At 64.3% G+C, this 22,833-nt stretch carries 28 protein-coding genes; 11 read left to right on the forward strand and 17 right to left on the reverse strand.

Annotated elements, in window-relative coordinates:
- Positions 1 to 17: 17 nt before the first annotated feature.
- Complete coding sequence (rlmD, locus tag ACQY8B_RS05735) at positions 18 to 1,454, forward strand: 23S rRNA (uracil(1939)-C(5))-methyltransferase RlmD (protein WP_422085800.1); 1,437 nt, start codon at positions 18 to 20, stop codon at positions 1,452 to 1,454.
- Between the two features lie 60 nt (positions 1,455 to 1,514).
- Here rlmD and ACQY8B_RS05740 read toward each other — a convergent pair whose 3' ends face one another.
- Positions 1,515 to 2,216 carry a Bax inhibitor-1/YccA family protein gene (locus ACQY8B_RS05740; protein WP_081268675.1) on the reverse strand — a complete coding sequence of 234 codons (702 nt, stop codon included), beginning with the start codon at positions 2,214 to 2,216 and terminating at the stop codon, positions 1,515 to 1,517.
- A gap of 177 nt (positions 2,217 to 2,393) precedes the next feature.
- Between ACQY8B_RS05740 and ACQY8B_RS05745 the strand changes: the two genes are divergently transcribed.
- A complete protein-coding gene (locus ACQY8B_RS05745) occupies positions 2,394 to 2,801 on the forward strand; it encodes a GlcG/HbpS family heme-binding protein (protein WP_081268676.1) in 408 nt (135 codons plus the stop codon).
- Between the two features lie 187 nt (positions 2,802 to 2,988).
- On the opposite strand, the gene hemP is transcribed toward ACQY8B_RS05745, so the two are convergent.
- From hemP to bfr, 12 genes are all read right to left on the reverse strand, one after another.
- The gene (gene hemP / locus ACQY8B_RS05750) at positions 2,989 to 3,201 is read right to left on the reverse strand and encodes a hemin uptake protein HemP (RefSeq protein ID WP_422085801.1); all 213 of its coding nucleotides are present in this window, start codon (positions 3,199 to 3,201) and stop codon (positions 2,989 to 2,991) included.
- Positions 3,202 to 3,296: 95 nt separating this feature from the next.
- Positions 3,297 to 3,710: an ExbD/TolR family protein gene (locus ACQY8B_RS05755; RefSeq protein WP_422085802.1), complete on the reverse strand. Its 414-nt coding sequence runs from the start codon at positions 3,708 to 3,710 to the stop codon at positions 3,297 to 3,299.
- Positions 3,711 to 3,715: 5 nt separating this feature from the next.
- Positions 3,716 to 4,429 (reverse strand): MotA/TolQ/ExbB proton channel family protein, encoded by a 714-nt coding sequence (locus ACQY8B_RS05760; RefSeq protein ID WP_422085803.1) that lies wholly within the window; start codon positions 4,427 to 4,429, stop codon positions 3,716 to 3,718.
- 22 nt (positions 4,430 to 4,451) lie between these two features.
- The gene (locus ACQY8B_RS05765) at positions 4,452 to 5,135 is read right to left on the reverse strand and encodes an energy transducer TonB (protein ID WP_422089158.1); all 684 of its coding nucleotides are present in this window, start codon (positions 5,133 to 5,135) and stop codon (positions 4,452 to 4,454) included.
- A 113-nt stretch (positions 5,136 to 5,248) separates the two neighbouring features.
- On the reverse strand, positions 5,249 to 5,521 hold the full coding sequence (locus ACQY8B_RS05770; RefSeq protein WP_422085804.1) for a (2Fe-2S)-binding protein: 273 nt from the start codon (positions 5,519 to 5,521) through the stop codon (positions 5,249 to 5,251).
- A gap of 114 nt (positions 5,522 to 5,635) precedes the next feature.
- Complete coding sequence (locus ACQY8B_RS05775) at positions 5,636 to 6,316, reverse strand: Fe2+-dependent dioxygenase (RefSeq protein WP_422085805.1); 681 nt, start codon at positions 6,314 to 6,316, stop codon at positions 5,636 to 5,638.
- Positions 6,317 to 6,409: 93 nt separating this feature from the next.
- On the reverse strand, positions 6,410 to 7,780 hold the full coding sequence (locus ACQY8B_RS05780) for a sulfite reductase subunit alpha (protein WP_422085806.1): 1,371 nt from the start codon (positions 7,778 to 7,780) through the stop codon (positions 6,410 to 6,412).
- Positions 7,777 to 8,679: an FAD:protein FMN transferase gene (locus ACQY8B_RS05785; RefSeq protein WP_422085807.1), complete on the reverse strand. Its 903-nt coding sequence runs from the start codon at positions 8,677 to 8,679 to the stop codon at positions 7,777 to 7,779. The genes ACQY8B_RS05780 and ACQY8B_RS05785 overlap by 4 nt, the downstream gene beginning before the upstream one ends.
- Positions 8,680 to 8,795: 116 nt before the next feature.
- The gene (locus ACQY8B_RS05790; RefSeq protein ID WP_422085808.1) at positions 8,796 to 9,605 is read right to left on the reverse strand and encodes a DUF4198 domain-containing protein; all 810 of its coding nucleotides are present in this window, start codon (positions 9,603 to 9,605) and stop codon (positions 8,796 to 8,798) included.
- A gap of 56 nt (positions 9,606 to 9,661) precedes the next feature.
- Positions 9,662 to 10,162: a DUF2271 domain-containing protein gene (locus ACQY8B_RS05795; protein WP_422089159.1), complete on the reverse strand. Its 501-nt coding sequence runs from the start codon at positions 10,160 to 10,162 to the stop codon at positions 9,662 to 9,664.
- A gap of 64 nt (positions 10,163 to 10,226) precedes the next feature.
- A complete protein-coding gene (locus ACQY8B_RS05800; protein WP_422085809.1) occupies positions 10,227 to 10,871 on the reverse strand; it encodes a PepSY-associated TM helix domain-containing protein in 645 nt (214 codons plus the stop codon).
- 120 nt (positions 10,872 to 10,991) lie between these two features.
- The gene (bfr, locus tag ACQY8B_RS05805; protein WP_081270476.1) at positions 10,992 to 11,468 is read right to left on the reverse strand and encodes a bacterioferritin; all 477 of its coding nucleotides are present in this window, start codon (positions 11,466 to 11,468) and stop codon (positions 10,992 to 10,994) included.
- Positions 11,469 to 11,730: 262 nt separating this feature from the next.
- On the opposite strand from bfr, the gene ahpC reads away from it, so the two are divergent.
- Entirely contained in the window at positions 11,731 to 12,294 is a 564-nt protein-coding gene (ahpC, locus tag ACQY8B_RS05810) for an alkyl hydroperoxide reductase subunit C (protein ID WP_007830764.1), read from the forward strand.
- Between the two features lie 91 nt (positions 12,295 to 12,385).
- A complete protein-coding gene (gene ahpF, locus ACQY8B_RS05815) occupies positions 12,386 to 13,942 on the forward strand; it encodes an alkyl hydroperoxide reductase subunit F (protein ID WP_422085810.1) in 1,557 nt (518 codons plus the stop codon).
- 70 nt (positions 13,943 to 14,012) lie between these two features.
- Here ahpF and ppsR read toward each other — a convergent pair whose 3' ends face one another.
- Positions 14,013 to 14,840: a posphoenolpyruvate synthetase regulatory kinase/phosphorylase PpsR gene (gene ppsR, locus ACQY8B_RS05820; protein WP_081270474.1), complete on the reverse strand. Its 828-nt coding sequence runs from the start codon at positions 14,838 to 14,840 to the stop codon at positions 14,013 to 14,015.
- Positions 14,841 to 15,017: 177 nt separating this feature from the next.
- Here ppsR and ppsA point away from each other — a divergent pair, with 177 nt between their 5' ends.
- The 7 genes from ppsA to dnaB all read left to right on the forward strand — a co-directional run bounded on the left by ppsA (position 15,018) and on the right by dnaB (position 21,166).
- On the forward strand, positions 15,018 to 17,411 hold the full coding sequence (gene ppsA / locus ACQY8B_RS05825) for a phosphoenolpyruvate synthase (protein ID WP_422085811.1): 2,394 nt from the start codon (positions 15,018 to 15,020) through the stop codon (positions 17,409 to 17,411).
- Positions 17,412 to 17,537: 126 nt separating this feature from the next.
- Positions 17,538 to 18,011 (forward strand): hypothetical protein, encoded by a 474-nt coding sequence (locus ACQY8B_RS05830; protein ID WP_422085812.1) that lies wholly within the window; start codon positions 17,538 to 17,540, stop codon positions 18,009 to 18,011.
- A 116-nt stretch (positions 18,012 to 18,127) separates the two neighbouring features.
- Positions 18,128 to 18,502, forward strand: a complete 375-nt coding sequence (rpsF, locus tag ACQY8B_RS05835) for a 30S ribosomal protein S6 (protein ID WP_081270471.1) — start codon at positions 18,128 to 18,130, stop codon at positions 18,500 to 18,502.
- 4 nt (positions 18,503 to 18,506) lie between these two features.
- On the forward strand, positions 18,507 to 18,821 hold the full coding sequence (priB, locus tag ACQY8B_RS05840) for a primosomal replication protein N (protein WP_422085813.1): 315 nt from the start codon (positions 18,507 to 18,509) through the stop codon (positions 18,819 to 18,821).
- A gap of 21 nt (positions 18,822 to 18,842) precedes the next feature.
- Positions 18,843 to 19,124 carry a 30S ribosomal protein S18 gene (rpsR, locus tag ACQY8B_RS05845; RefSeq protein WP_007830781.1) on the forward strand — a complete coding sequence of 94 codons (282 nt, stop codon included), beginning with the start codon at positions 18,843 to 18,845 and terminating at the stop codon, positions 19,122 to 19,124.
- Positions 19,125 to 19,136: 12 nt separating this feature from the next.
- Positions 19,137 to 19,589, forward strand: a complete 453-nt coding sequence (gene rplI / locus ACQY8B_RS05850; RefSeq protein WP_422085814.1) for a 50S ribosomal protein L9 — start codon at positions 19,137 to 19,139, stop codon at positions 19,587 to 19,589.
- Between the two features lie 170 nt (positions 19,590 to 19,759).
- Positions 19,760 to 21,166, forward strand: a complete 1,407-nt coding sequence (dnaB, locus tag ACQY8B_RS05855; protein WP_422085815.1) for a replicative DNA helicase — start codon at positions 19,760 to 19,762, stop codon at positions 21,164 to 21,166.
- Between the two features lie 6 nt (positions 21,167 to 21,172).
- Here the strand turns inward: dnaB and ACQY8B_RS05860 are convergent, their stop codons facing one another.
- From ACQY8B_RS05860 to ACQY8B_RS05870, 3 genes are read right to left on the reverse strand one after another with little or no spacing between them, the layout of a single operon-like run.
- Positions 21,173 to 21,883 carry a helix-turn-helix transcriptional regulator gene (locus tag ACQY8B_RS05860; protein WP_422085816.1) on the reverse strand — a complete coding sequence of 237 codons (711 nt, stop codon included), beginning with the start codon at positions 21,881 to 21,883 and terminating at the stop codon, positions 21,173 to 21,175.
- A 30-nt stretch (positions 21,884 to 21,913) separates the two neighbouring features.
- Entirely contained in the window at positions 21,914 to 22,363 is a 450-nt protein-coding gene (locus ACQY8B_RS05865; protein ID WP_422085817.1) for a GyrI-like domain-containing protein, read from the reverse strand.
- Positions 22,364 to 22,377: 14 nt separating this feature from the next.
- Entirely contained in the window at positions 22,378 to 22,827 is a 450-nt protein-coding gene (locus ACQY8B_RS05870) for an EVE domain-containing protein (RefSeq protein ID WP_422085818.1), read from the reverse strand.
- Positions 22,828 to 22,833: the final 6 nt, after the last annotated feature.

Genomic DNA, 22,833 nt, shown 5'->3' on the forward strand with positions numbered 1-22,833 from the left:
GCTGAGACAATCGGGGGATGACGGAATCCATCGAAGAAAAGAAAGTCCCCACGAATCCCGGCGAAGAATGGCTGCAGGTCGAGTCGCTCGACCTCGACGCACAGGGCGTATCGCACAAGGCCGACGGCATGGTCGTGTTCATCGAGGGCGCATTGCCCTTCGAGGAAGTGCAGTTCAACGTCCATCGCCGCAAGAACAACTGGGAGCAGGGCACGGTCACGGCCATCCGCCGTGAATCATCGCAGCGCGTGCGCCCCGGCTGCCCGCATTTCGGCCTGCACACCGGCGCCTGCGGCGGCTGCAAGATGCAGCACCTGGACCCGGCCGCCCAGGTGGCCGTGAAGCAGCGCGCGCTGGAAGACAACCTGTGGCACCTCGGCAAGGTCAAGCCCGAGAACCTGCTGCGGCCGCTCGAAGGCCCGGCGTGGCATTACCGCTATCGCGCGCGGCTGTCGGTGCGGCACGTGGTCAAGAAGGGCACGGTGCTGATCGGCTTCCACGAGCGCAAGAGCCGCTACCTGGCCGACATGCAGGTTTGCCCGGTGCTGCCGAAGCAGGTCAGTGAAATGCTGATGCCGCTGCGCGCGCTGATCGGCTCGCTCGATGCGCGCGAGACCTGCCCGCAGATCGAACTCGCCTGCGGCGACGCACCGGACTCCACGAGGCTCGGCACGATCGCGCTGGTGCTGCGGCATCTGGAGCCGCTGTCGCGCGCTGACATCGAGCGCCTGAAGGCTTTTGCAGCGCAGAACGAGGGCGTGCAATGGTGGCTGCAGGCCAAGGGGCCTGACACAGTCAAGCTGCTCGAAGAGGGCGGCACGCCGCTGGCTTACCGGCTGCCTGAGTTCGGCGTCACGATGCCTTTCAAGCCGACCGATTTCACGCAGGTCAATCCGCACATCAACCGCGCGCTCGTGGGCAAGGCGCTGCGCCTGCTCGACGTGCAGCCCGACGAGCGCGTGATCGACTGGTTCTGCGGCCTCGGCAACTTCACGCTGCCGTTGGCGAGCAAGGCGCGCGAGGTGCTGGGCATCGAGGGCAGCGACACGCTGGTGGCGCGCGCCACCGACAACTACCAGGCGAACCAGCCCGCGACCTCCGCCCGTCGTGCGCTGTCGCCCGCAACGTTTGTCGCGCGCAACCTGTTCGAGATGACGCCGGCCATGCTGGTGGCGGACGGCAGCGCCGACAAATGGCTGGTCGACCCGCCGCGCGAAGGCGCGTTCGCGCTTGCCAAGGCCATGGCCGACCTGCATCAGCAGCCCGAACTGCGCACCGACGGCTGGACGCCGCCGAAGCGCATCGTGTACGTGAGCTGCAATCCGTCGACGCTGGCGCGTGATGCCGGCCTGCTGGTGCATCAGGCGGGTTACCGCTGCACGTTTGCGGGGGTGGTCAACATGTTCCCGCACACGGCGCACGTCGAGTCGATCGCGGTGTTCGAGCTGGAATGAGAAAAGGGCCCCTCGCGGGGCCCTTGTTCCTGGTGTGTGGCCCTTCTCGGGGCCTATCGGTCAGTCGCGTTCGCCGCCGAAGATGCCCAGCAGCGCCAGCAGGCTCTGGAACACGTTGAACAGGTCCAGGTAAAGCGCGAGCGTGGCGGTGATGTAGTTGGTTTCGCCGCCGTCCATGATCTGCTTCAGGTCATAGAGCATGTAGGCAGAGAAGATGCCGATTGCAGCCACCGAGATCACCAGCATGCCGGTGCTCGAGCCCACGAACACGTTGATGATGGCGCCGAACATCAGAACCATCGCGCCGACGAACAGGAACTTGCCCATGCCCGACAGGTCGCGCTTGATGACCGTGGCCAGCGAGGCCATGACGAAGAACACGCCGGCAGTACCGCCGAAGGCCGTCATGATGAGTTCCGAGCCGTTCTTGAAGCCCAGCACCATGGCGATCAGCCTCGACAGCATCAATCCCATGAAGAAGGTGAAGCCCAGCAGTACCGGCACGCCGGCGGCGGAGTTCTTGGTCTTCTCGATGGCAAACATGAAGCCGAACGCGCCGCCGAGGAACACGATGAGGCCGAGGCCGCCGGTGAGCGAGCGGGTGATGCCGGTGCTGACGCCGACCCAGGCGCCGAGCACGGTGGGCAGCAGGCTGAGCGCGAGCAGCCAGTAGGTGTTGCGCAGCACGCGCTGGCGTTCTGCCTGGGCCAGCGGCTGGCCGTAGCCTGTGGAGGTGTCTAGGGTGGTAACGCGGTCGTTCATGGCCGGAGCTCCTGTGGTTGCTGCTAAGACGCAGTTGGGGCGCATTCTAGGGGGCTGCAAGAGGAGGTTTCGAGAAAGACCGTATGCAGGATGTTCCCAAGCTTGGCACCTGCCCGAAGGCACTGCTGGCTGCGTGGCCGTTATGCTGTGGGGTTTTTACGCAACCTGAGCCAAACCATGAAGACCAAGTCATTCCTCGAACTCGCCGACGTCAAGACCATTGCCGCGGCGGCAGAAGCCGAGGCCCTCAAGAACAACTGGGCTGTCACCATCGCCATTTCGGACGACGCCGGCAACCTGCTCTGGCTGCAGCGTCTGGACGGTGCCGCAGCGCTGTCTTCGCACATCGCCCCCGCCAAGGCACACACGGCTGCCATGGGTCGTCGCGAGAGCAAGGTCTATGAAGACATCATCAACGGCGGCCGTACGGCATTCCTGACGGCGCCTGAAGTGCAGGGCCTGCTCGAAGGCGGTGTGCCGATCGTGAAGGATGGCCACGTGATCGGCGCAGTTGGCGTGAGCGGCGTGAAGTCGAATGAAGATGCGCAGATCGCCAAGGCGGGCATTGCCGCGCTCGGCCTCTGACACTTTTCGGAATCGCACAAAGCAAAACGCCGACTTCAAGGTCGGCGTTTTCTTTTTGGCGGCTTCAGCGTGAAAAAAAGCTTGGCTAGTCGGCGAACCGTTGGCTAGCAAAAAACGACCCTTGGAGAGATGAATCTCCTTGAGTCGCCCCACGATGAAACTTGCGCGAGGGGCGGGCTGAACAACCTTACTTGGTCAGGATCAGCTTGCCGAGTTTGGTGGCTTGAAGCCGATAAAGGGAACCGTTGTGCATGATGCCCACGGTCTTGCTTCCTTTCAGAAGCTCCGTGCTTTCGACCATCGGGACAGGACGCATTGCCTGGATCGACGCGTGGCCGCCACCCGACTGGTCGAGCGAAGGATGGTTCAGAACAGAAAAAGCGTTGGGGGTGGCTGGCATTTGGTGTTCCCTTATCGAAGCGATGACTGAATGATAATGATTCGCAATAAAAAAATCAATAGCGGCGATCAACTTTTTTTCGATCGCGATTCAGGTCACTTCGTATCGGGTTCCGTGATGAAGCCGATCTTGCGCACGCCGGCTTCGCGGGCTTCGGACATGGCCTTGGCCACGCGCTCGTAGCGCACGGCCTTGTCGCCGCGGATGTGCAGTTCGGGCTGCGGGTCCTTGGCAGCTTCGGCCGCCAGGCGGGCTGGCAGTTCGCTGTCGTCGATCTTCTGCTCGTTCCAGTAATACTCGCCATTCGCCGTGATGCTGAACAGGATGTTCTGCGGCTTGGGTTGCTCGGGCTCGCTCGTGGCGCGTGGCAGGTCGATGTTGACCGCGTGCTTCATCACCGGCACGGTGATGATGAAGATGATCAGGAGCACCAGCATGACGTCGACCAGCGGCGTCATGTTGATCTCGTTCATCACCTCATCGGGTTCGTCTTGGGTTCCGAAAGCCATGATGCTCAGCCCTTCTTGAGCGGAACCACGATCGCTTCGGTGCCGCTCTGAACGCGGGCGCCGGTCACGAAGTAGGCGTGCAGGTCGTGGGCGAAGGCATTCAGCTTGGTCAGCACGAACTTGTTGCCGCGCACCAGCGCGTTGTAGCCGAGCACCGCGGGAATGGCCACGGCCAGGCCCAGGGCCGTCATGATCAGCGCCTCGCCGATCGGACCGGCCACCTTGTCGATGGTCGCCTGGCCGGCCGAGCCGATGCTCATCAGCGCGTGATAGATGCCCCAGACCGTGCCGAACAGGCCGATGAAGGGAGCGGTCGAGCCGACCGACGCCAGGATGGCCAGGCCAGTCTGCAGGCGAGCGGTGAATGCATCGATGCCGTTGCGCAGGGAGCGCGTGATCCAGTCGCTCACGTCCAGCGCGTCATGCAGATGGGCCTTGGTGTTGCGGTGGTGCGCCGCGGCTTCGCGGCCTTCGAGGGCCAGCGCGCGGAACGGGTTGCTGTCGTCCTTGCCGAGCTTGTTCAGCGCGGTCGCGAAGTCTTCGCTGTGCCAGAAGTCTTGCGAGTGCTTGGCAAGACGCTTGTAGCGGATGACGTCGAGTGCCTTGACGATGATCACGATCCACGACGCGAGCGACATGCCGATCAACAGCACCGCCACGGCCTTGGTGACGAAGTCGCCTTGGTTCCAGACGTTCATCAAGCCAAATTGGGAATCCATACGAAGTTGCTCCAGAGAAAAATTAGTTCAGAACGTAGTTGACGGGGGCGTCATAGGACATGGCCTGCACCACCCCATTGACCTTGCCGGGAACGAACCGGCATTTCAGGATGTATTCCACGGCGGCTTCGTCGAGGCGATCGAAGCCGCTGGATTTCTTGACTTCGGCACTCTTGGGCAGCCCGTCGACGCCGACGAGCACCCGCACGATGACCTTGCCCTGCTCGCCTAGCCGCTTGCTCATGGCCGGGTAGGTGGCCTTGGGGTTCTGCAGGTAGTCGGCGTTGCTGGATGGCAACTGCACGGCGGGCGGTGCCGGCGGAGCCGGTGGCGGTGCGGGCGGCGCAGGAGGAGTGGGCGGCGCCGGCGGGGCAGCCGGAGGTGGCGGCTCCGTGACGCCGACGGGCGCCTGTGGCGCCGGCGTGGGTTCGCGAATGGCCTGGGGCCGCGGCGGAGGCGGCGCCTTCGTCACCTTGGGCTGAGGCGGCGGCGGGGGCGGAGGAGGGGGATCGGCCTTCGGTTTCGGCGGCTCGACAAACTGGCTCAGGATCTCGACCGGAATCACCACCTCGGCAGCGCGCCGGAGCAACCCGCTTTGCAGTGCCCATAGCGCGGCCGCATGAAAGACGATGACGCTGCCGGCAATGACGACATTGCGGGACAGGCCGAGGACGGAGGGGGGAGGGGCAAAGCGATCAGACACGATCAACCATTCGAATGCGGACACCCAGAAAAGTGCCACGATTGCAGCAAAACCGCTACGAAGACGCTACCGGCGTTATTTTCGGAAAATCCACCAGACCGAGCCTGCGACCAGGATCAGGCTGCCGCCGAGTGCCGAGACGAGTTCCATGCCTTGCTTTCCTTGATGGAGTTGGCAAGCTGGATCGTCCTCGGACCCGGCTCGCAATTCAAGGCGGCGACCGGGTGCGAAGCGCTGCACTGCGCGACGATATCGCGCGCACAACCTTCACACTGACCACACTGGGTGGCCACGCCGAGTTCGAATTGGACTTCGTCGAAAGTCATGCCGGCGCGCACGTGACGTGCGATTTCGCGGTCGGAGACTCGGCGGCAGACGCAAACGATCATGGCGGTGAAAGCGGCAGTTGGCTGGCTGTTGGATGTGGCTGATTATAAATAAGAATTTATCGCATTTGCAATAACTATGGTGTTACCAGTTCATGCAACACCCATCTGCAGGCGTCAGACGTCCGACCAGAGCCGCAGCAGATTGTGATAGTGGCCGGTGAGCGCTACCGTTTCCTCGCACTCGCCAAGGCGCGCCCGCAGCTTCTGGATGCTTTGGTCGAGCTCGAAAAGCATGCCGCGCTGCTGGTCGCTGCGCACCATGCTTTGCAGCCAGAAGAACGAGCACACCCTCGCCCCCCGGGTGACCGGATGCACCCGGTGCAGGCTGCTGGCCGGATAAAGAATGAGGTCGCCGGCAGGCAGCTTCACTTCGTGCGAGCCGTAGGTGTCGATCACCTCCAGTTCGCCGCCGTCGTAGTCCTCCGGCTCGCAAAGAAAGAGGGTGCAGGACAGGTCTGTCCGCAGCTGCTCCCCGCTGCCGGGAACGGCCCTCACCGCGCCGTCGACATGAACCCCGTAGTTTTCGCCGCCTTCATAACGGTTGAACAGCGGCGGCACGAAGCGCAGGGGCAGCGCGGCCGAGAAGAAGAGGGCATTCCGGGCCAGCGCGGCCAACACCGTCTTGCCGAGCTCGCGGCCGATCGGCGATTGCTCCGGCAACTGCCGGTTGCGCTTGACCTGGGCACCCTGGTCGCCGACGGTCTCGCGGCCGTCGGTCCATGGCGCGGCGTCGAGCGCGAGGCGCATCTGGCGAACCTGGTCGGGGCTCAGTACCCCGGGCACATGCAGCATCATTTGTAAAGAATTCCGCAGTCAGAAAAAGCCCCGGAACGGGCAGGGGTTCCAGTGTCGCACCGCAGCGGACGAGCCCGGCTGCGACGGCCGGGTTCAATAGACGTCGCGCCGGTAGCGTCCGCTCGTCGATAGCTCACTCACCAAGCCTTCGCCGGCAATCTGGCGCAAAGCGGCATCCACGCCCGAGGCCATGCCCCGGAGGCTCCCGCAGACATAGATTGCCGCGCCGTCCTGCAGCCACTGCAGCAAGGTGTCGGCCGATTGCAACAGCCGGTGCTGTACGTATAAGCGCCCCGGCTGGTCGCGTGAGAACACCATGTCGAGGCGACGAAGCACGCCTTGAGCCCGCCAGGCGTCGATCTCTTCGCGGTAGAGAAAGTCGTGGGCTGCCTGGCGCTCGCCGAATACCAGCCAGTTGTCGTGCCGGCCCGCGGCTGCCCGTGCACGCAGGTGGGCGCGCAGTCCCGCCAGGCCTGTGCCGTTCCCGATGAGGATCAACGGGCGGGCTTCGTTGCCGTCGAGGCGAAAGCCGCGATGCGGCCGCAGGCGCACCGCCACGCTGTCGCCTACCGTGAGGGTGGACGTGAGCAGGCCCGACGCGGCGCCCAGCGTGCCGTCGGGATGCTGTTCCTGCCGCACCAGAAGTTGCAGCTCGCCATCGGAATGCAGGGACGAGATCGAGTAGTCGCGAGGATGCGTGGGGTCGCTTGCGACCGCTACCTGTGCCAGGTCGCCGGAGGCCCATTGCGGCATCGGGCCGGTCTGAGGCACCAGTCCCAAGTGAAAGACAGGGGCGCCGGCGCTGCCGGGATTGAGCAGTTCCCGGCTGGTCAGCCGCCATTGCGCGAAGGCGCCGCCTGGCTCTTCGGCGGAGCTTGCGGCGTCCGCCGAGGAGCCCCACCGGGCTTGCCACCCGGCCAGTGCGGCCGGATCGCTGTTGTCGACCTCGATGCGCTCGAATTCAGGCGCGGCGCCCGCCGCATGCAGCCACTCGTCGAGCGCTCGACCGAAGCCGCAGAAGTTTGCATATTGCCGGTCACCCAGCGCCAGCACTGCGTAGCGGAGCGACCCCAGTTGCTGCGTCGAACCCATCACTTGCTCGCAGAAGACGCTGGCGCCGTCGGGTGCATCGCCTTCGCCGTAGGTGCTTGCTATGAACAGGGCTCGGCGCGTGGCACCGAGAGTCTCCGCATCGAGCGTGTTCATCTCCATCACCCGCACCGGCGTGCCGGCGGCTCGCAACTGCTTCGCCGTCTGCCAGGCGATGGTTTCCGCCTGGCCTGTCTGGCTCGCGAAAACCACGAGGGTGGGCGGTTCGTCACGGCTGTCGGCCGACAGCGCTGCGGCGGCACGCAAGGCTGCCGCTTTTCTCCGGCGCTCACGTATATAGATGGCCGTGCACAACGCGCCATAGGCGATCGCGGAAGAGCTCGCGCCGAGCGCGCGCCACACGGCCTCGTTCATGACCGGGCTTGTGCAGGCCAGTTGCTCGTGGCTCGCATGGTGGGCGACGGATCGCCATGACTCGCGAACAACGCGGCGACACGGTGCCGTTCCGCGAAGTCCCACCCGTCGTCGGGGCCCAACACGGTCAGCACGGTGGCCAGCGCGTCGGCTTCCATGCACCGCGGGTGCAGCACGGTGACGCTGGCCAGCGCATGGGCGACCGGCTCCCCGGTACGCGGATCGATGGTGTGCGACCAGTGCCTGCCTTCATGCGCCCGCTGGTGCCACCGGTCGCCGGATGTCGCGACAGCCATGTCCGCCAGCGCGACGAGTTCCGCGACTGCAAGGCCGCTATCGACCTGCACTTGCCACGGCTGCCCGCCGGGACGCCGCCCGACTCCCCGCAGCTCACCGCCTATTTCGAACAGGAAGTCGCTCAGCCCCAGTGCCTGCAGCGCCTGCGTGCCGTGATCGACCGCGAAGCCCTTGGCGATGCCGGAAAGATCGAGCACAACACCACCCGGCTGCGTCAGCGCGCCGCCGGCTGCATCGAATGCCAATCGCTGCCAGCCGACCTGCGAACGCGCTTCGGCAAGGGCCTGCGCGACAGGCACGCCGGATTCATCGGCCTCGGGGCCGAAGCCCCAGCAGGCGACAAGAAGCCCGACCGTCGGATCGATTGCCCCGCCGCTGGCAGCTCCCCAGCTTGCCGCGCAGCGCATCACCTCGGCGAACTCCTTCGGTAGCACATGGCGCGACCCGGCGGTCGAACGGTTGATCCGGCTGATGTCCGAATCCTGTTCCCAGTGGCTCATCTGCGCGATCACCGCGCCCAGTGCCTCCTCGACAGCCTCGCGCACCGACGACAGCGGCAGCATCCGCTGGTTGTCGAACCGCAGCGACCAGGTGGTGCCCATCGTCTGGCCGGCCAACTGCTGGAGACTGGCAGGGTCGGCTGGGCGAGGGACGGCCGCGTTGGCGTAGCCGCCAGCGCGCCAGGTGCTGAACGAGATTCCCAAGGCCGCTTGCCGCGTCAGGGCATCACTTCAAGGGTGGCGGCGTAGCTCAGGCGGCGTTCCTTGGCTTGTGGCACCGTGGTCTTGTTGTCCTTGGTGCTGGCGTCGAGCCAGTACATGCCGGCGGCCGGCCAGGTCACGCTGAACTGGCCCTTGTCGTCGGTCTTGAGCTTGATTTCCTCGAGCTTGTCGCGGTACTGCGTGTTGCCTGCCGTCACCGTCACTTCGAGGTCTTTCACGGGCTGGCCGTCGAGGTTCAGCGTGAAGGTGGTTTTCTCGCCCTTGGCCAGGTCGGTCGGGCTGCCCGCGGAGACCAGCTCCAGGCCCTGGCCGATCGGCTTGAGCGCCGAAGGCTTGCCGACGGTCACGAAGGTCTCGATGCGGCCGGACGACTGCGTGATCGCCACTTCCGTTGCATCGGCCGGTACTTCCTTGGCAATGCTTTCGGCCGTGCCGCGTGCGCGCTTGGTCTGGCCGGTTGCCTTGTCCTTCCAGCTCGCGAACGCGCCGGCGTTGATCACCGCGATGCGGTAGGTGCCGGTCTGCGCCACGTTCACGTCGAACACGTTGCGCAGCTTGAGCTTCGCTTCGGTCTCGGGCTTGACGGTGCTGCCGTCGGGGGCTGTGATCTGCAGGCCATCCAGGCGCAGCGGCGCGTGGTTGGCGACGAAGAGGTCGTTCGACACCGCGGCGTCAATGGTGACGGTGTCGGCCTTGGAAAACACGGTGGACGAGGGCAGCAGCCAGGCGTTGTGTGCCTGGGCCAGCGAGGCGACGGCCGTGAGGACGACGGCAAGGCCGGCGGCGCGCAGGGTGAGGTGGGTCATGTTGGCAGATCCTTGAGGTGACGGGCTGGCGGTGAAAGACGGTCGTGCAGTGCCGCTCAGGGCTTGAGTTCGAGCTTGATCTCGCCGAGCTCTTCCTTGCCGGACGCGGTCGGCTGCGCGGCGGCGGTCGGCGGCCACTGGAAGGGGATGCTCACGACTTCGCGGCCGCCCACTTCGCGCGCGGCTTCCACCACCAGCTTGTAGGCGCCGGGTGCGAGCTTGGGCATCTGGGCCGAGCCTTCGGTGAAGCTCAGCTGGTGCTTGCCGGCGGGCTTGGTAGCGCCCGTGACTCCGTCGACCGGCACCGCGAGTTCGCGGCCGCCGCGGCGCCACCACTGGCGCAGGTCCTTCAGCCACTTCGTGCCTTCGCCCTCGGGGTTGTTCGTCTTGGTGCGCACGTCGTACCAGACGGCCAGCGTGCCGGCCACGGTGTTGTCGCTGCGCTCGATCCAGGTCGCCACGTAGGGACGGTGGTATTCGGAGACGTTCAGCCGCGGAATCTCGATATTGACTGCCAGCCCGGCTGCGAAGGCCGGAGCCGCGAACAGTGCCGACATGGCAAGCGGCGCGAGTGAGTAGCGAACGTGCACGGGAACCTCTTTTTCTGAAACGACGGATGGATCAATGAATGAACAGCAGCGCGAGCAGCACCGGCACCACCAGCCCCATGCCCACCATGGGCCAGGTGAAAGGACGGTTGCCGGCGTGCATCTTGAGAATGAACAGGCCGGTGATCGAAAAGACCAGCGCGGCGCCCGCGAAGATGTCGATGAACCAACTCCACGCAGCGCCGGTGTTGCGGCCCTTGTGGAGGTCGTTGAAGTAAGAGAGCCAGCCGCGATCGGTGCGCTCGTATTCGATCTCGCCGTCGGCCAGGCTCAGGCGCAGCCAGGCGTCGCCGCCGGGGCGGGGGAGCGAAAGATAGATTTCGTCGTCCGACCATTCGGCGTCGCGGCCGGCGGTGGCTATATCCCAGTGCTGTTGGACCCAGGCCTGCAGTTCCGCGGGCAGGGGGGCCTTGCCCTTCTCGGCCCTGGCGGCCGGCAACTGCTTTTCGAGCTGCGCGCGCAAGGCTTCGTCGACGGTACCGCTGAGCTTGGTGACGGCCGGCTTGGCCTCGATCTGGCCGGCGTGGTTCAGCGTGAAGCCCGTGACGCTGAACAGGATCATGCCGATCAGGCAGATCGCGGAGCTGACCCAGTGCCATTCATGCAGGGTCTTGAGCCAGTAGGCGCGGCGTCGGGTGTCGGGGCGGGCGGCAGTCATCGAAGGCGCGGATTCTATCTGCGCAAATGAGAATGACTGCTAATTGAGCGTGGTTAAGTTACGTAAAGCAATAAAAAACGGGACCGAAGTCCCGTTGGCTGGCAAGCGCGGAAGCCTTGCTTATTCGAGTTCGCCCATCTGCGACTGCAGGTAGTTCTGCAGGCCGACCTTGTCGATCAGGTCGATCTGGGTTTCGAGGAAGTCGATGTGCTCTTCCGTGTCGTCCAGGATCTCTTGCAGCAGATCGCGCGAGACATAGTCGCGCACCGATTCGCAATGCGCGATGCCGTCCTTGATGGTGGCTTGCGCGCCGGTTTCGGCGCCGAGGTCGCAACGCAGCAGCTCGGGCACGTCTTCGCCGATGTTCAGCTTGCCCAGGTCCTGCAGGTTCGGCAGGCCGTCGAGCATGAAGATGCGGTCCATCAGCTTGTCGGCGTGCTTCATTTCGCCGATCGATTCCTCGTATTCCTTCTTTGCCAGCTTGTCCAGGCCCCAGTGCTTGAGCATGCGGTAGTGGAGGAAGTACTGGTTGATTGCAGTCAGCTCGTTCTTGAGCTGCGCCTGCAGATGTTCGATGACCTTGGGGTCGCCCTTCATGATCGTTTTCCTTGTTCTGAAAGAGGGGATTGTCAGAGGACCGGACGCACGCTTGCAAGCAATCCCATGCTGCGCCGGTCTGCATGCGTGTGATGGTGATACACGTTCGTATTGGTTCATGTCCAAAAGCGTTTCGCAGCCATCGTGAACATAGCAAGCTCCAATACTTTTAATAGATACTGACTATTGAATGTGTTTGATTGGTAGTTATACTAATGGCTCGCACTTATCTTTGTCCAACCGCAGCATCTAAGGAATTTCAATGTCCCTGATCAACACCCAAGTCCAGCCCTTCAAGACCCAGGCCTACCTCAACGGCAAGTTCATCGACGTGTCCGACGAGACGCTCAAGGGCAAGTGGTCCGTGCTGATCTTCATGCCGGCGGCGTTCACCTTCAACTGCCCGACCGAAGTCGAAGACGCGGCCGACAACTACCCCGAGTTCCAGAAGCTGGGTGCCGAGGTCTACATCGTGACCACCGACACGCACTTCTCGCACAAGGTCTGGCATGACACCTCGCCGGCCGTCGGCAAGGCCAAGTTCCCGCTGGTTGGCGACCCGACCCACACGCTGACCAACGCTTTCGGCGTGCACATCCCCGAAGAAGGCTTGGCACTGCGCGGCACTTTCGTGATCAATCCTGAGGGCATCATCAAGACCGCCGAAGTGCACTCCAACGAAATCGCTCGCGACGTCAAGGAAACCCTGCGCAAGCTCAAGGCAGCCGTCTACACCGCCGCTCACCCGAACGAAGTGTGCCCGGCCAAGTGGAACGAAGGCGACAAGACGATCGCTCCGTCGTTCGACCTCGTCGGCAAGATCTAAGCGTCCCCGTGCGAAAGCCCGGGCGCTCACGAGGCCCCGGGCTTTTTTGTCCCCCAGTTGATAGTTTTCAGTTATCGAAAGAGAGTTCCTCATGCTCGACGCAAACACCAAGGCCCAATTGAAGAGTTACCTCGAACGCGCCACGCAGCCGATCGAGATCGTCGCTTCGCTCGACGACAGCAAGGCCTCGGGCGAAGTGTTGTCGCTGCTGAAGGATGTGGCTGATGTTTCCCCGCTGGTCAAGCTGACCGAAAGCCGCGACGACAACCACCGCAAGCCCTCGTTCTCGATCAACCGCCCGAGCGAAAACCACGGCCCGCGCTTTGCCGGCCTGCCCATGGGCCATGAATTCACGTCGCTGATCCTCGCGCTGCTGCAGATCGGCGGCTATCCCCCGAAGGTCGAGCAGGCCGTGCTCGACCAGATCAAGGCGCTCGACGGCGATTTCGAGTTCGAAATCTACGTCTCGCTCACCTGCCACAACTGCCCCGACGTGGTCCAGGCGCTGAACCTGATGGCGGTGCAGAACCCGCGCATCCGCGCCACCATGATCGAAGGCGGCACCTTCCAGGACGAAGTCAAGGAACGCCAGATCATGGCCGTGCCGACCGTGTTCCTGAACGGCACCGAATTCGGCCAGGGCCGCATGAGCCTGGAAGAAATCCTCGCCAAGATCGACAACAGCGGCGTCGAGCGCGAAGCGAAGAAGATTGCCGGCAAGGATGCATTCGACGTGCTGATCGTCGGCGGCGGCCCGGCCGGCGCCGCGGCGGCCGTGTACGCCGCGCGCAAGGGCATCCGCACCGGCGTGGCCTCCGAGCGCTTCGGCGGCCAGGTGCTCGACACCATGGGCATCGAGAACTTCATCTCGATCAAGGAAACCGAAGGACCGAAGTTCGCCCACGCCCTCGAGGAGCATGTGCGCGACTACGACGTGGACATCATGAACCTGCAGCGCGCCAAGGCGCTGGTGCCGGGCAACGACCTCATCGAGGTGCAGCTCGAAAGCGGCGCCTCGCTCAAGAGCAAGACTGTCATCATTTCGACCGGTGCGCGCTGGCGCAACATCAACGTGCCCGGCGAGCACGAGTTCAAGAACAAGGGCGTGGCCTACTGCCCGCACTGCGACGGCCCGCTGTTCAAGGGCAAGCGCGTCGCGGTCATCGGTGGCGGCAATTCGGGCGTCGAAGCGGCCATCGACCTGGCCGGCATCGTCGGCCACGTCACGCTGATCGAGTTCGACACGCAACTGCGCGCCGACGCCGTGCTGCAGCGCAAGCTCAAAAGCCTGAAGAACGTCGACATCTTCACCAATGCGCAGACCACCGAGATCACCGGCGACCAGAAGGTCAACGGCCTGGTCTTCAAGGACCGTGCGACGGGCGAGCTGAAGAAGGTCGAGCTCGAAGGCGTGTTCATCCAGATCGGCCTGGTGCCCAACACCGACTGGCTCAAGGGCACGGTCGAGCTGTCGAAGCACGGCGAAATCATCGTCGACGCACGCGGCCAGACCTCGGTGCCCGGCGTGTTCGCGGCGGGTGACGCCACCACGGTGCCGTTCAAGCAGATCATCATCGCGGCGGGCGATGGCGCGAAGGCAGCGCTGGGTGCGTTCGATCACCTGATTCGCACATCGGCTCCGGCCTGAGTGCGCGTCAGCTAAGCCATGCAAGAGCGCCCGCTTGCCGGGCGCTCTTTGCTATCCAAAAGATAGCGGTTCAGTACGTCAGCCGCTCGGGCCGCAGCTCCTGCAGGATCGTCGTCGCGATTTCCTCGATCGACTTGGTGGTGGTCGACAGCCAGCGGATGCCGGCGCGCCGCATCATCGCCTCGGCTTCGCTCACCTCGTGGCGGCAGTTCTCGAGGCTGGCGTAGCGCGAATTGGGCCGGCGCTCGTTGCGGATCTCGCTGAGCCGGTCGGGCTGGATGGTCAGGCCGAAGATCTTCTTGCGGTGCGGCGTCAGGGCCGGCGGCAGCTGGCGGCGGTCGAAGTCTTCCGGAATCAGCGGGTAGTTGGCCGCCTTCAGGCCGTGCTGCATCGCCAGGTAGAGCGAAGTCGGCGTCTTGCCGCTGCGGCTCACGCCCACCAGGATCACGTCGGCGCCCTCGAGGTCGCGGTTGCTCTGGCCGTCGTCGTGCTGCAGGCTGAAATCGATCGCGGCGATGCGGTCGTTGTATTCCTTGCTCTTGCTGACGTCGCTGAAGCGGCCGATCCGGTGGTTGGACTTCACGCCCAGCTCGATTTCCAGCGGCCGCACGAAGGTGCCGAACATGTCCAGCAGCATGCCCTTGCAGCCGGTTTCGATGACTTCCAGCACGTCCATGTTGGCCAGCGTGGTGAAGACGATGGGGCGCACGCCCTCGAGTTCAGCCGTGTGGTTGATCTGCCGCACCGCCTGGTGGGCCTTGTCGACCGTGTCGGTGAAAGGCAACCTGACGTGGCGCGGTTTCATCTCGAACTGGGCCAGAACGGCGTTGCCGAAGGTCTCCGCGGTGATGCCGGTGCCGTCGGAAATGAAGAAAACAGTGCGTGAATGCGTGGTCATGCGGCCTTGTCCTGCGGCGCGGGCAACCTTGCCACGCCTACAATCCGGGCCATTATCGGGAATCCGCTTCCCAGCCCCCATTCTTTCCATGCACACCGCGCCCGCACCCAAAGCAACGACAACGATCGTGCCGCGCCGTCTGCATGCGGCACCGGTTTCAACTTCTGGAGCTTCCCCATGTCTGCACTTTTCGACGCGACCGCCCTGGTCGTACCGTTTGAAAACCTGAGAATGACCGACGTCGAGGCGGTTGGCGGCAAGAACGCCAGCCTCGGCGAAATGATCTCGCAGCTGCCGCAAGGCGTGCGGGTGCCTACCGGTTTCGCAACCACGGCGCACGCATTCCGCCAGTTCCTGGCCCACGATGGCCTGGCCGACAAGATCAGCAAGCGCCTGGCCGCGCTGGACACGGAAGACGTGCGCGCCCTGGCCACCGCCGGCGCCGAGATCCGCGCCATGGTCGAGGCCCAGCCTTTCCCGGCCGACCTGCAGAAAGCCATCGGTGAAGCCTTTGCCACGCTGAGTGCCGGCAACCCGGCCGCATCTTTCGCCGTGCGTTCCTCGGCCACCGCCGAAGACCTGCCCGACGCCTCGTTCGCCGGCCAGCAAGAGACGTTCCTGAACGTGGTCGGCATCGACGACGTGCTGCACAAGATGAAGGAGGTGTTCGCCTCCCTCTACAACGACCGCGCCATCAGCTACCGCGTGCACAAGGGCTTCGAGCATGACGTGGTCGCGCTGTCGGCCGGTGTGCAGCGCATGGTGCGCTCCGACCTCGGCGCCGCCGGCGTGATGTTCACCATCGACACCGAATCGGGCTTCGAGGACGTGGTGTTCATCACCTCCAGCTACGGCCTGGGCGAAACGGTGGTGCAGGGCGCCGTGAACCCCGACGAGTTCTACGTGCACAAGCCGACGCTGCGCGCCGGCAAGAAGGCCGTCATCCGCCGCAACCTCGGCTCCAAGCTGATCCAGATGGAGTTCGCGACGCCCGAAGAGAAAAAGGCGAGCGGCAAGCTGGTGAAGACCACCGACGTCAAGGCCGAGCAGCGCAACCGCTACTCGCTGAGCGACGCCGACGTCGAGCAGCTCGCCAGATACGCCCTGGTCATCGAGGAGCACTATGGCCGCCCGATGGACATCGAGTGGGGCAAGGACGGCACCGACGGCCACCTCTACATCCTGCAGGCACGCCCCGAGACAGTGAAGAGCCAGCAGCAGGGCAAGGCCGAGCAGCGCTACAAGCTGCTGGGCAAGGGCGCAGTGCTGGCCGAAGGCCGCGCCATCGGCCAGAAGATCGGCACCGGCCCCGTGCGGCTCGTGCACAGCATCAGCGAAATGGACAAGGTGCAGGCCGGCGACGTGCTCGTCACCGACATGACCGATCCCAACTGGGAACCGGTGATGAAGCGTGCCGCCGCCATCGTCACCAACCGTGGCGGGCGTACCTGCCATGCGGCCATCATCGCGCGTGAACTCGGCATTCCGGCCGTGGTCGGCTGCGGCGATGCCACCGACCTGCTGAAGGACGGCACGCTGGTGACCGTGAGCTGCGCCGAGGGCGACACCGGCTTCATCTACGACGGCCTGCTCGAGACCGAAGTGACCGAAGTGCAGCGCGGCGTGATGCCCGAGATCGACCTCAAGATCATGATGAACGTGGGCAACCCGCAGCTCGCCTTCGACTTCGCGCAGCTGCCGAACCACGGCGTGGGCCTGGCCCGCCTGGAGTTCATCATCAACAACAACATCGGCGTGCACCCGAAGGCGATCCTCGATTATCCGAACGTCGACAACGACCTGAAGAAGGCCGTCGAGTCGGTGGCCCGCGGCCATGCTTCGCCGCGTGCGTTCTACGTCGACAAGGTGGCTGAAGGCATCGCGACCATTGCGGCCGCGTTCTGGCCCAAGCCCGTCATCGTGCGCCTGTCCGACTTCAAGTCGAACGAATACCGCAAGCTGATCGGTGGCAGCCGCTACGAGCCGGAAGAAGAAAACCCGATGCTGGGCTTCCGCGGTGCCGCGCGTTACCTGAGCGCCGATTTCGGCGAAGCCTTCGCCATGGAATGCGAGGCGCTGAAGCGCGTGCGCAACGACATGGGCCTGACCAACGTGCAGATCATGGTGCCCTTCGTGCGCACCCTGGGCCAGGCCGAGCGCGTGACCGGCCTGCTCGGCGAGCACGGCCTGAAGCGCGGCGAGAACGAGCTCAAGCTGATCATGATGTGCGAGGTGCCTAGCAACGCCATCCTGGCCGACGAGTTCCTGCAGTTCTTCGACGGCTTCTCGATCGGTTCGAACGACCTGACCCAGCTCACCCTGGGCCTGGACCGCGACTCGGGCCTCGAACTGCTGGCCGCCGACTTCGACGAGCGCGACCCTGCCGTCAAGGCCATGCTGAGCCGCGCCATCAAGGCCTGCAAGGCGCAGGGCAAGTACGTCGGCATCTGCGGCCAGGGCCCCAGCGACCACCCCGACTTCGCGCTGTGGCTGGCGGAACAGGGCATTGAGTCGATCTCGCTGAATCCCGACAGCGTGATCGACACCTGGCAGCAGCTCGCCAAGCGCTGAAGCCCGTCGGATTGCGGAAATCCCCCATGGGGGATTCCCGCGCCACTGGCCTGTTTCTGAAACAAATTGCGTATTTGCTGCCAGACTTGAGGGAACTCACGGGCGCATCCCGGAACGGGGACCACCATGATTCTTCTCAAGACCGAAGCGGGCCACCAGGCCCTGAAAGACCGCTCGGTCCCGCTGTCGCCACGCCAGCGCTCGGCGTTCATCCTTTTCGACGGCAAGCGATCGGTCGATGACGTGCTTGCCGCGGGCATGGGCATTTCGCGGGAAGACGTCGACCAGATGATCTCGCTCGGCGTGCTGGAGCCCGTGGGCGGCAAGGCCGCGCAGCCCGTTGCCGCGGGCCCGGCAGCCCCTGCCGAGGAGCCGAAGCCGGCCGCCAGCGGCTCCGGCCGCAGCAAGCAGCAGCGCTACAAGGACGCCTATCCCATCGCCACCCAGCTCACCGGCAGCCTGGGCCTGATGGGCTTCCGGCTCAACCTCCAGGTCGAGGGCACGACAAGCTACGACGACCTGGTGGCGCTGGCGCCGAAGATCCGTGCCGCGGTCGGCCCGGAGAAGGCTGCCCCCCTGGACAAAGCCCTGGGCGACTGAGGCGCCTTGCCGGGGCGTAGATTACAGGGCTATAATCGCCGGCTTTGCCTTGCCACACTGCGCCCGACGCTGCAGGTGGCTTTTCCTCTTCTTCGGAAGAATCCACAAGGAGTGCCATGCGTCACTACGAAATCATTTTGCTGATCCACCCGGATCAGAGCGAACAAGTTCCGGCCATGCTGGAGCGCTACAAGGGCCTGATCACGGCCGGCGGCGGCAACGTCCACCGCGTTGAAGACTGGGGCCGCCGTCAGCTGGCTTACCAGATCAACAAGCTCAACAAGGCGCACTACCTGTGCGTCAACATCGAAGCCGAACAAGCCGTGATGGCCGAACTGGAACACGCGTTCAAGTTCAACGACGCCGTGCTGCGCCACCTGACCGTTCAGAAGAAGAAGGCCGAAACCGGTCCTTCGTCGATGATGAAGACGGTCGAGCGCGAAGAGGCCCGCAAGGCCCAGCAGGCCGAGTACGCCGCCAACAACAACTGATGGTGTGACTGCTGCCGCTGCGGCAACCGGGGCCAACCAGCTTCTGCTGTCCGCCTCCGTTGCCGAACTCGGAGCCTTGCGATTCACGCCGGCCGGCTTGCCCGCCATCGACCTGAAGCTCGAACACGAGTCGACGCTCCAGGAAGAGGGTAAGCCCCGGCAGGTCAAGACGGCCCTCAAGGCCGTGGCCTTCGGCGCAATCGCCGAACGGCTCGCAAAGCAGTCGATGGGGAGCCTCTGGCGTTTTCAGGGCTTTCTCGCGACACCGGGCAACGGCAAGCATCCGGTCCTGCATATCCAGGATTTTCAGCAAGATTAATTTTCGAAAAGAGGTCCTCAAATGGCCACGTTCAAGAAATTCAACAAAGACAAGCGCCCGAAGCGCAACACCCAGTCGCTGCTGTTCAAGCGCAAGCGTTTCTGCCGCTTCACCGTCGCTGGCGTCGAAGAAATCGACTACAAGGACATCGACACGCTGCGTGACTTCATCAGCGAAAACGGCAAGATCATTCCCGCCCGCCTGACCGGCACGCGCGCGATCTACCAACGCCAGCTGAACACCGCCATCAAGCGCGCGCGCTTCCTGGCCATGGTGCCGTACAGCGACCAGCACCGCGTCTAAGGAGTCGAGAACATGCAAATCATTCTTCTGGACAAGGTTGTCAACGTCGGTGCCCTGGGCGATATCGTCAAGGTCAAGGACGGCTACGCTCGCAACTTCCTGATCCCGACGGGCCTGGCCCGCCGTGCCACCGCCGCCAACAAGGCCGAATTCGAAGCCAAGCGCGCCGAACTCGAAAAGGCTGCGGCCGCCAAGCTGGCCGAATCGCAAGCTCAAGGCGAAAAGCTCGGTGGCACGACCATCAAGCTGACGCAAAAGGCTGGCGTCGACGGCCGTCTGTTCGGCTCGGTCACCAACGGCGACATCGCCGAAGAGCTGGGCAAGCAAGGCTACAAGGTTGTCAAGGCGCAAGTTCGCCTGCCCAACGGCCCGATCAAGGTCGTCGGCGACAGCACCGTGAGCGTTGCCCTGCATACCGACGTGGTGGTCGACATCTCCGTGACGGTCTACGGCGAAACCGCCTGATCGCTCACAGCGCCTTGTGCGCTGCAGCAGAAGCCGCCTTCGGGCGGCTTTTCTTTTTTCGCGCCCGTGTTTTCCAGTGCATTGCACTGGAAGATCACCGTTTATTCACAACCTTGTCCACACACGCATCGGCGTGCGCGGCTTAGCATGCAGGGTTGCAAGGGAAGTCCATGTCCGCCGTTTTCTCCTATGCCGACAATGACCCGTCGGCCGACCGCCAGATCGCCCAACTGCGCATTCCGCCTCATTCCATCGAGGCTGAATCGAGCGTGCTCGGCGGCCTGCTGCTCGACAACGGAGCTTGGGATCGCATGGGCGATCTGCTGGTCGACGGCGACTTCTACCGGCACGAACACAAGCTGATCTATGCCGCCATTGGCGGGCTGATCAATGCCAGCAAGCCGGCCGACGTGATCACGGTCTACGAGCAGTTGCAGAACCTCGGCAAGGCCGACGAGATCGGCGGGCTGGTCTATCTGAACTCGCTCGCGCAGTACGTGCCCAGCGCGAGCAACATCCGGCGCTACGCAGAGATCGTCCGCGAGCGCTCGATCCTGAGAAAACTGGTGTCCGCTGCCGACGAGATCGCGACGCAGGCCTTCAATCCGCAAGGCAAGCAGGTCGACAAGATCCTCGACGAAGCCGAGCAGAAGATCTTCAACATCGGCGAAGAAGGCACACGGATGAAGCAGGGCTTCCAGAGCATGGATGCCCTGGTGGTCGAGTTGCTCGACCGCGTGACCGAGATGGCCGAGAACCCGAACGACATCACGGGCATCCGCACCGGCTTTCACGACTTCGACAAGATGACCTCGGGCCTGCAGCCCGGCGACATGATCGTGCTGGCCGCGCGTCCGTCTATGGGCAAGACCTCGCTCGCGATCAACATCGCCGAGCACGTCGCGCTCGAAGAGGGGTTGCCCGTCGCTGTGTTCTCGATGGAAATGGGCGCCTCGCAGCTGGCGGTGCGTATCGTGGGCTCGATCGGCCGCATCGACCAGGGCCATCTGCGCACCGGCAAGCTCAGCGACGAAGAGTGGCCACGCCTGACCGAAGCCATCGAGAAGCTGCGCACCGTGTCGCTGCACATCGACGAGACGCCGGGCCTTTCGACCAGCGAACTGCGTGCCAATGCGCGGCGGCTGGCGCGCCAGTACGGACGGCTTGGCCTGATCGTGGTCGACTACCTGCAGCTGATGTCCACCAGCAGCTCCGGCGACGAGAACCGCGCCACCGCCGTGGGCGAGATCTCGCGGGGCCTGAAGATGCTGGCCAAGGAACTGAAGTGCCCGGTGATCGCGCTGTCGCAGCTCAGCCGCGGCGTGGAAAGCCGGACCGACAAGCGTCCCATGATGAGCGACTTGCGCGAATCCGGTGCCATCGAGCAGGACGCGGACATCATCATGTTCATCTACCGCGACGACTACTACGACAAGAACAGCAAGGAGCCGGGTGTGGCCGAGGTCATCATCAGCAAGCACCGGAACGGTCCCACGGGCACCGTCAAGCTGGCCTTCCTGAAGCCGATCACCAAGTTCGAGAACCTGGCCGGCTACAGCCACAACGAGCAGTACTGAACGGGCCTACTTGATCGGCAGGATCTGCCCTTGCACTTTCTCGACCTTGAAGGTGCGAAGCAGGTCGACCAGCGTCTTGCCGGGCTCGTCGCGAAAACGATCGGGCAGCATGTCGATCGCGTCCATGCGGTCCAGCCGGAAGCCGCGGAAGTCGTCGCGCAGTTCGCACCACGCCGACAGCGTCCATACCTTGCCCCAGTAGAAACAACCCAGCGGCCGCACCGTGCGTTCGCTGGCGTCGCCCGATACGTCGCGGTAGGCCAGCCGCAGCTTGTTGTGCGACTGCACGGCCTCGCGCAGCGTCTGCAGCCGCGCACGCAAGGCGGGGTCCAGGCCCATCGCGGGAGCGTAGAGCGCCAGCGCCTCGGCCGACACTCGCGCCGCCACCGGCAGCACCGAAAGGATCTTGCCGAGGCCGGTCTCGATGTCGCGTGCCAGCGCCGGGTCGACCCAGCTCTGCGCCATCCGCGCGGCGGCCACCAAGGCTGATGCCTCGTCCTGCGTGAACATCAGCGGCGGCAGCTCGAAGCCCGCGCCCAGCCGGTAGCCCATGCCCGCCTCGCCTTCGATGGGCACGCCCTGGTGCTGCAGGTCGGCCACGTCGCGGTACACCGTGCGTTCCGACACCTCGAGGCGCTGCGCCAGGAAGGCGGCCGTGGTGAGGCGGCGCCCGCGAATGAGCTGCACGATCTGGAAGAGGCGGTCGGCGCGGCGCATCAGCTTGTTCCGGTCAGGTCTGTTCGGGGCTCATGCAACTCCGATATGGATCGCCACCTTGTCCGGTCCTTCGTAGGCTTCGAAGTCGCTGCGGTATCTGCGCGCGACATCCGGGTGTGCCTCGAAATATTGCCAGATGTGCTGCCAGGTGGCGATCACCATGTGCGGCATCTCGCCCTGGCCGGTGAAGACGAGGTAGTCGCCGGCCTCGATGGGAATGCTGCCTTCCCCATCCGTGACGACGACGCCGGCCGTCACGTCGAACGGGCCATGGGCATCCGATTCATAGGCCGAGTAGACGCCGAAGATGCGCATGTCGGCCGTGCGGTTCGGGGTCGATGCATAAGTCTCTTCGCCGAAGAAGCGGCCCCACAGCGCGCTGAGGCGAGCGGTTGCCGGGGCGCTTTCTTCGCGGTTGGTGGTGCGGACGGTGAGGCCCGAGACGCGGAAGGCGTCGACGTGCTGGCGGGTGGGTTCCATCTCTCTTTTTCTCCTCAAAACAATAGTGTCTTCGGTTCGGCCTTCATGGCCTGGGCGATCAGCCGCATGTCGTCATCACTGACCTCGAACATGCCGAAGCGGAATTTGTAGCCCCATTGCTTGGGGTTCTCGATGAAGGCGAGGCGTTCGATCAGCGGCGAGATGGGCGCTTCGTGGGTGGCCGCATACGCCACGTCGCGGCGCCAGGGCACGAAGCCGTTGCCCATGTCGAACTCGTAGGGCTCGCCGGGCTGCACGATGCCGATCGCGACGAAGCTCTGCAGCCTGTCGGTGCCGCCGAACACAGTGGCCGGCGAGTAGTAGGCCACGCGGTCACCGGGCGAGAGTCGCTTGAGTGGCGCATGCTTGCCGTGGCCCACCTGCATGAAGCCGGTGGGCCGGTGGTCGCGGCCGCGCCGGGCGTGCTCGGCGCTGGCCACAGCGATCCAGTTTCGCTGCGTCATGATGGA

The organism is Variovorax sp. (genome assembly GCF_965279555.1).
Classification (GTDB): domain Bacteria; phylum Pseudomonadota; class Gammaproteobacteria; order Burkholderiales; family Burkholderiaceae_C; genus Variovorax.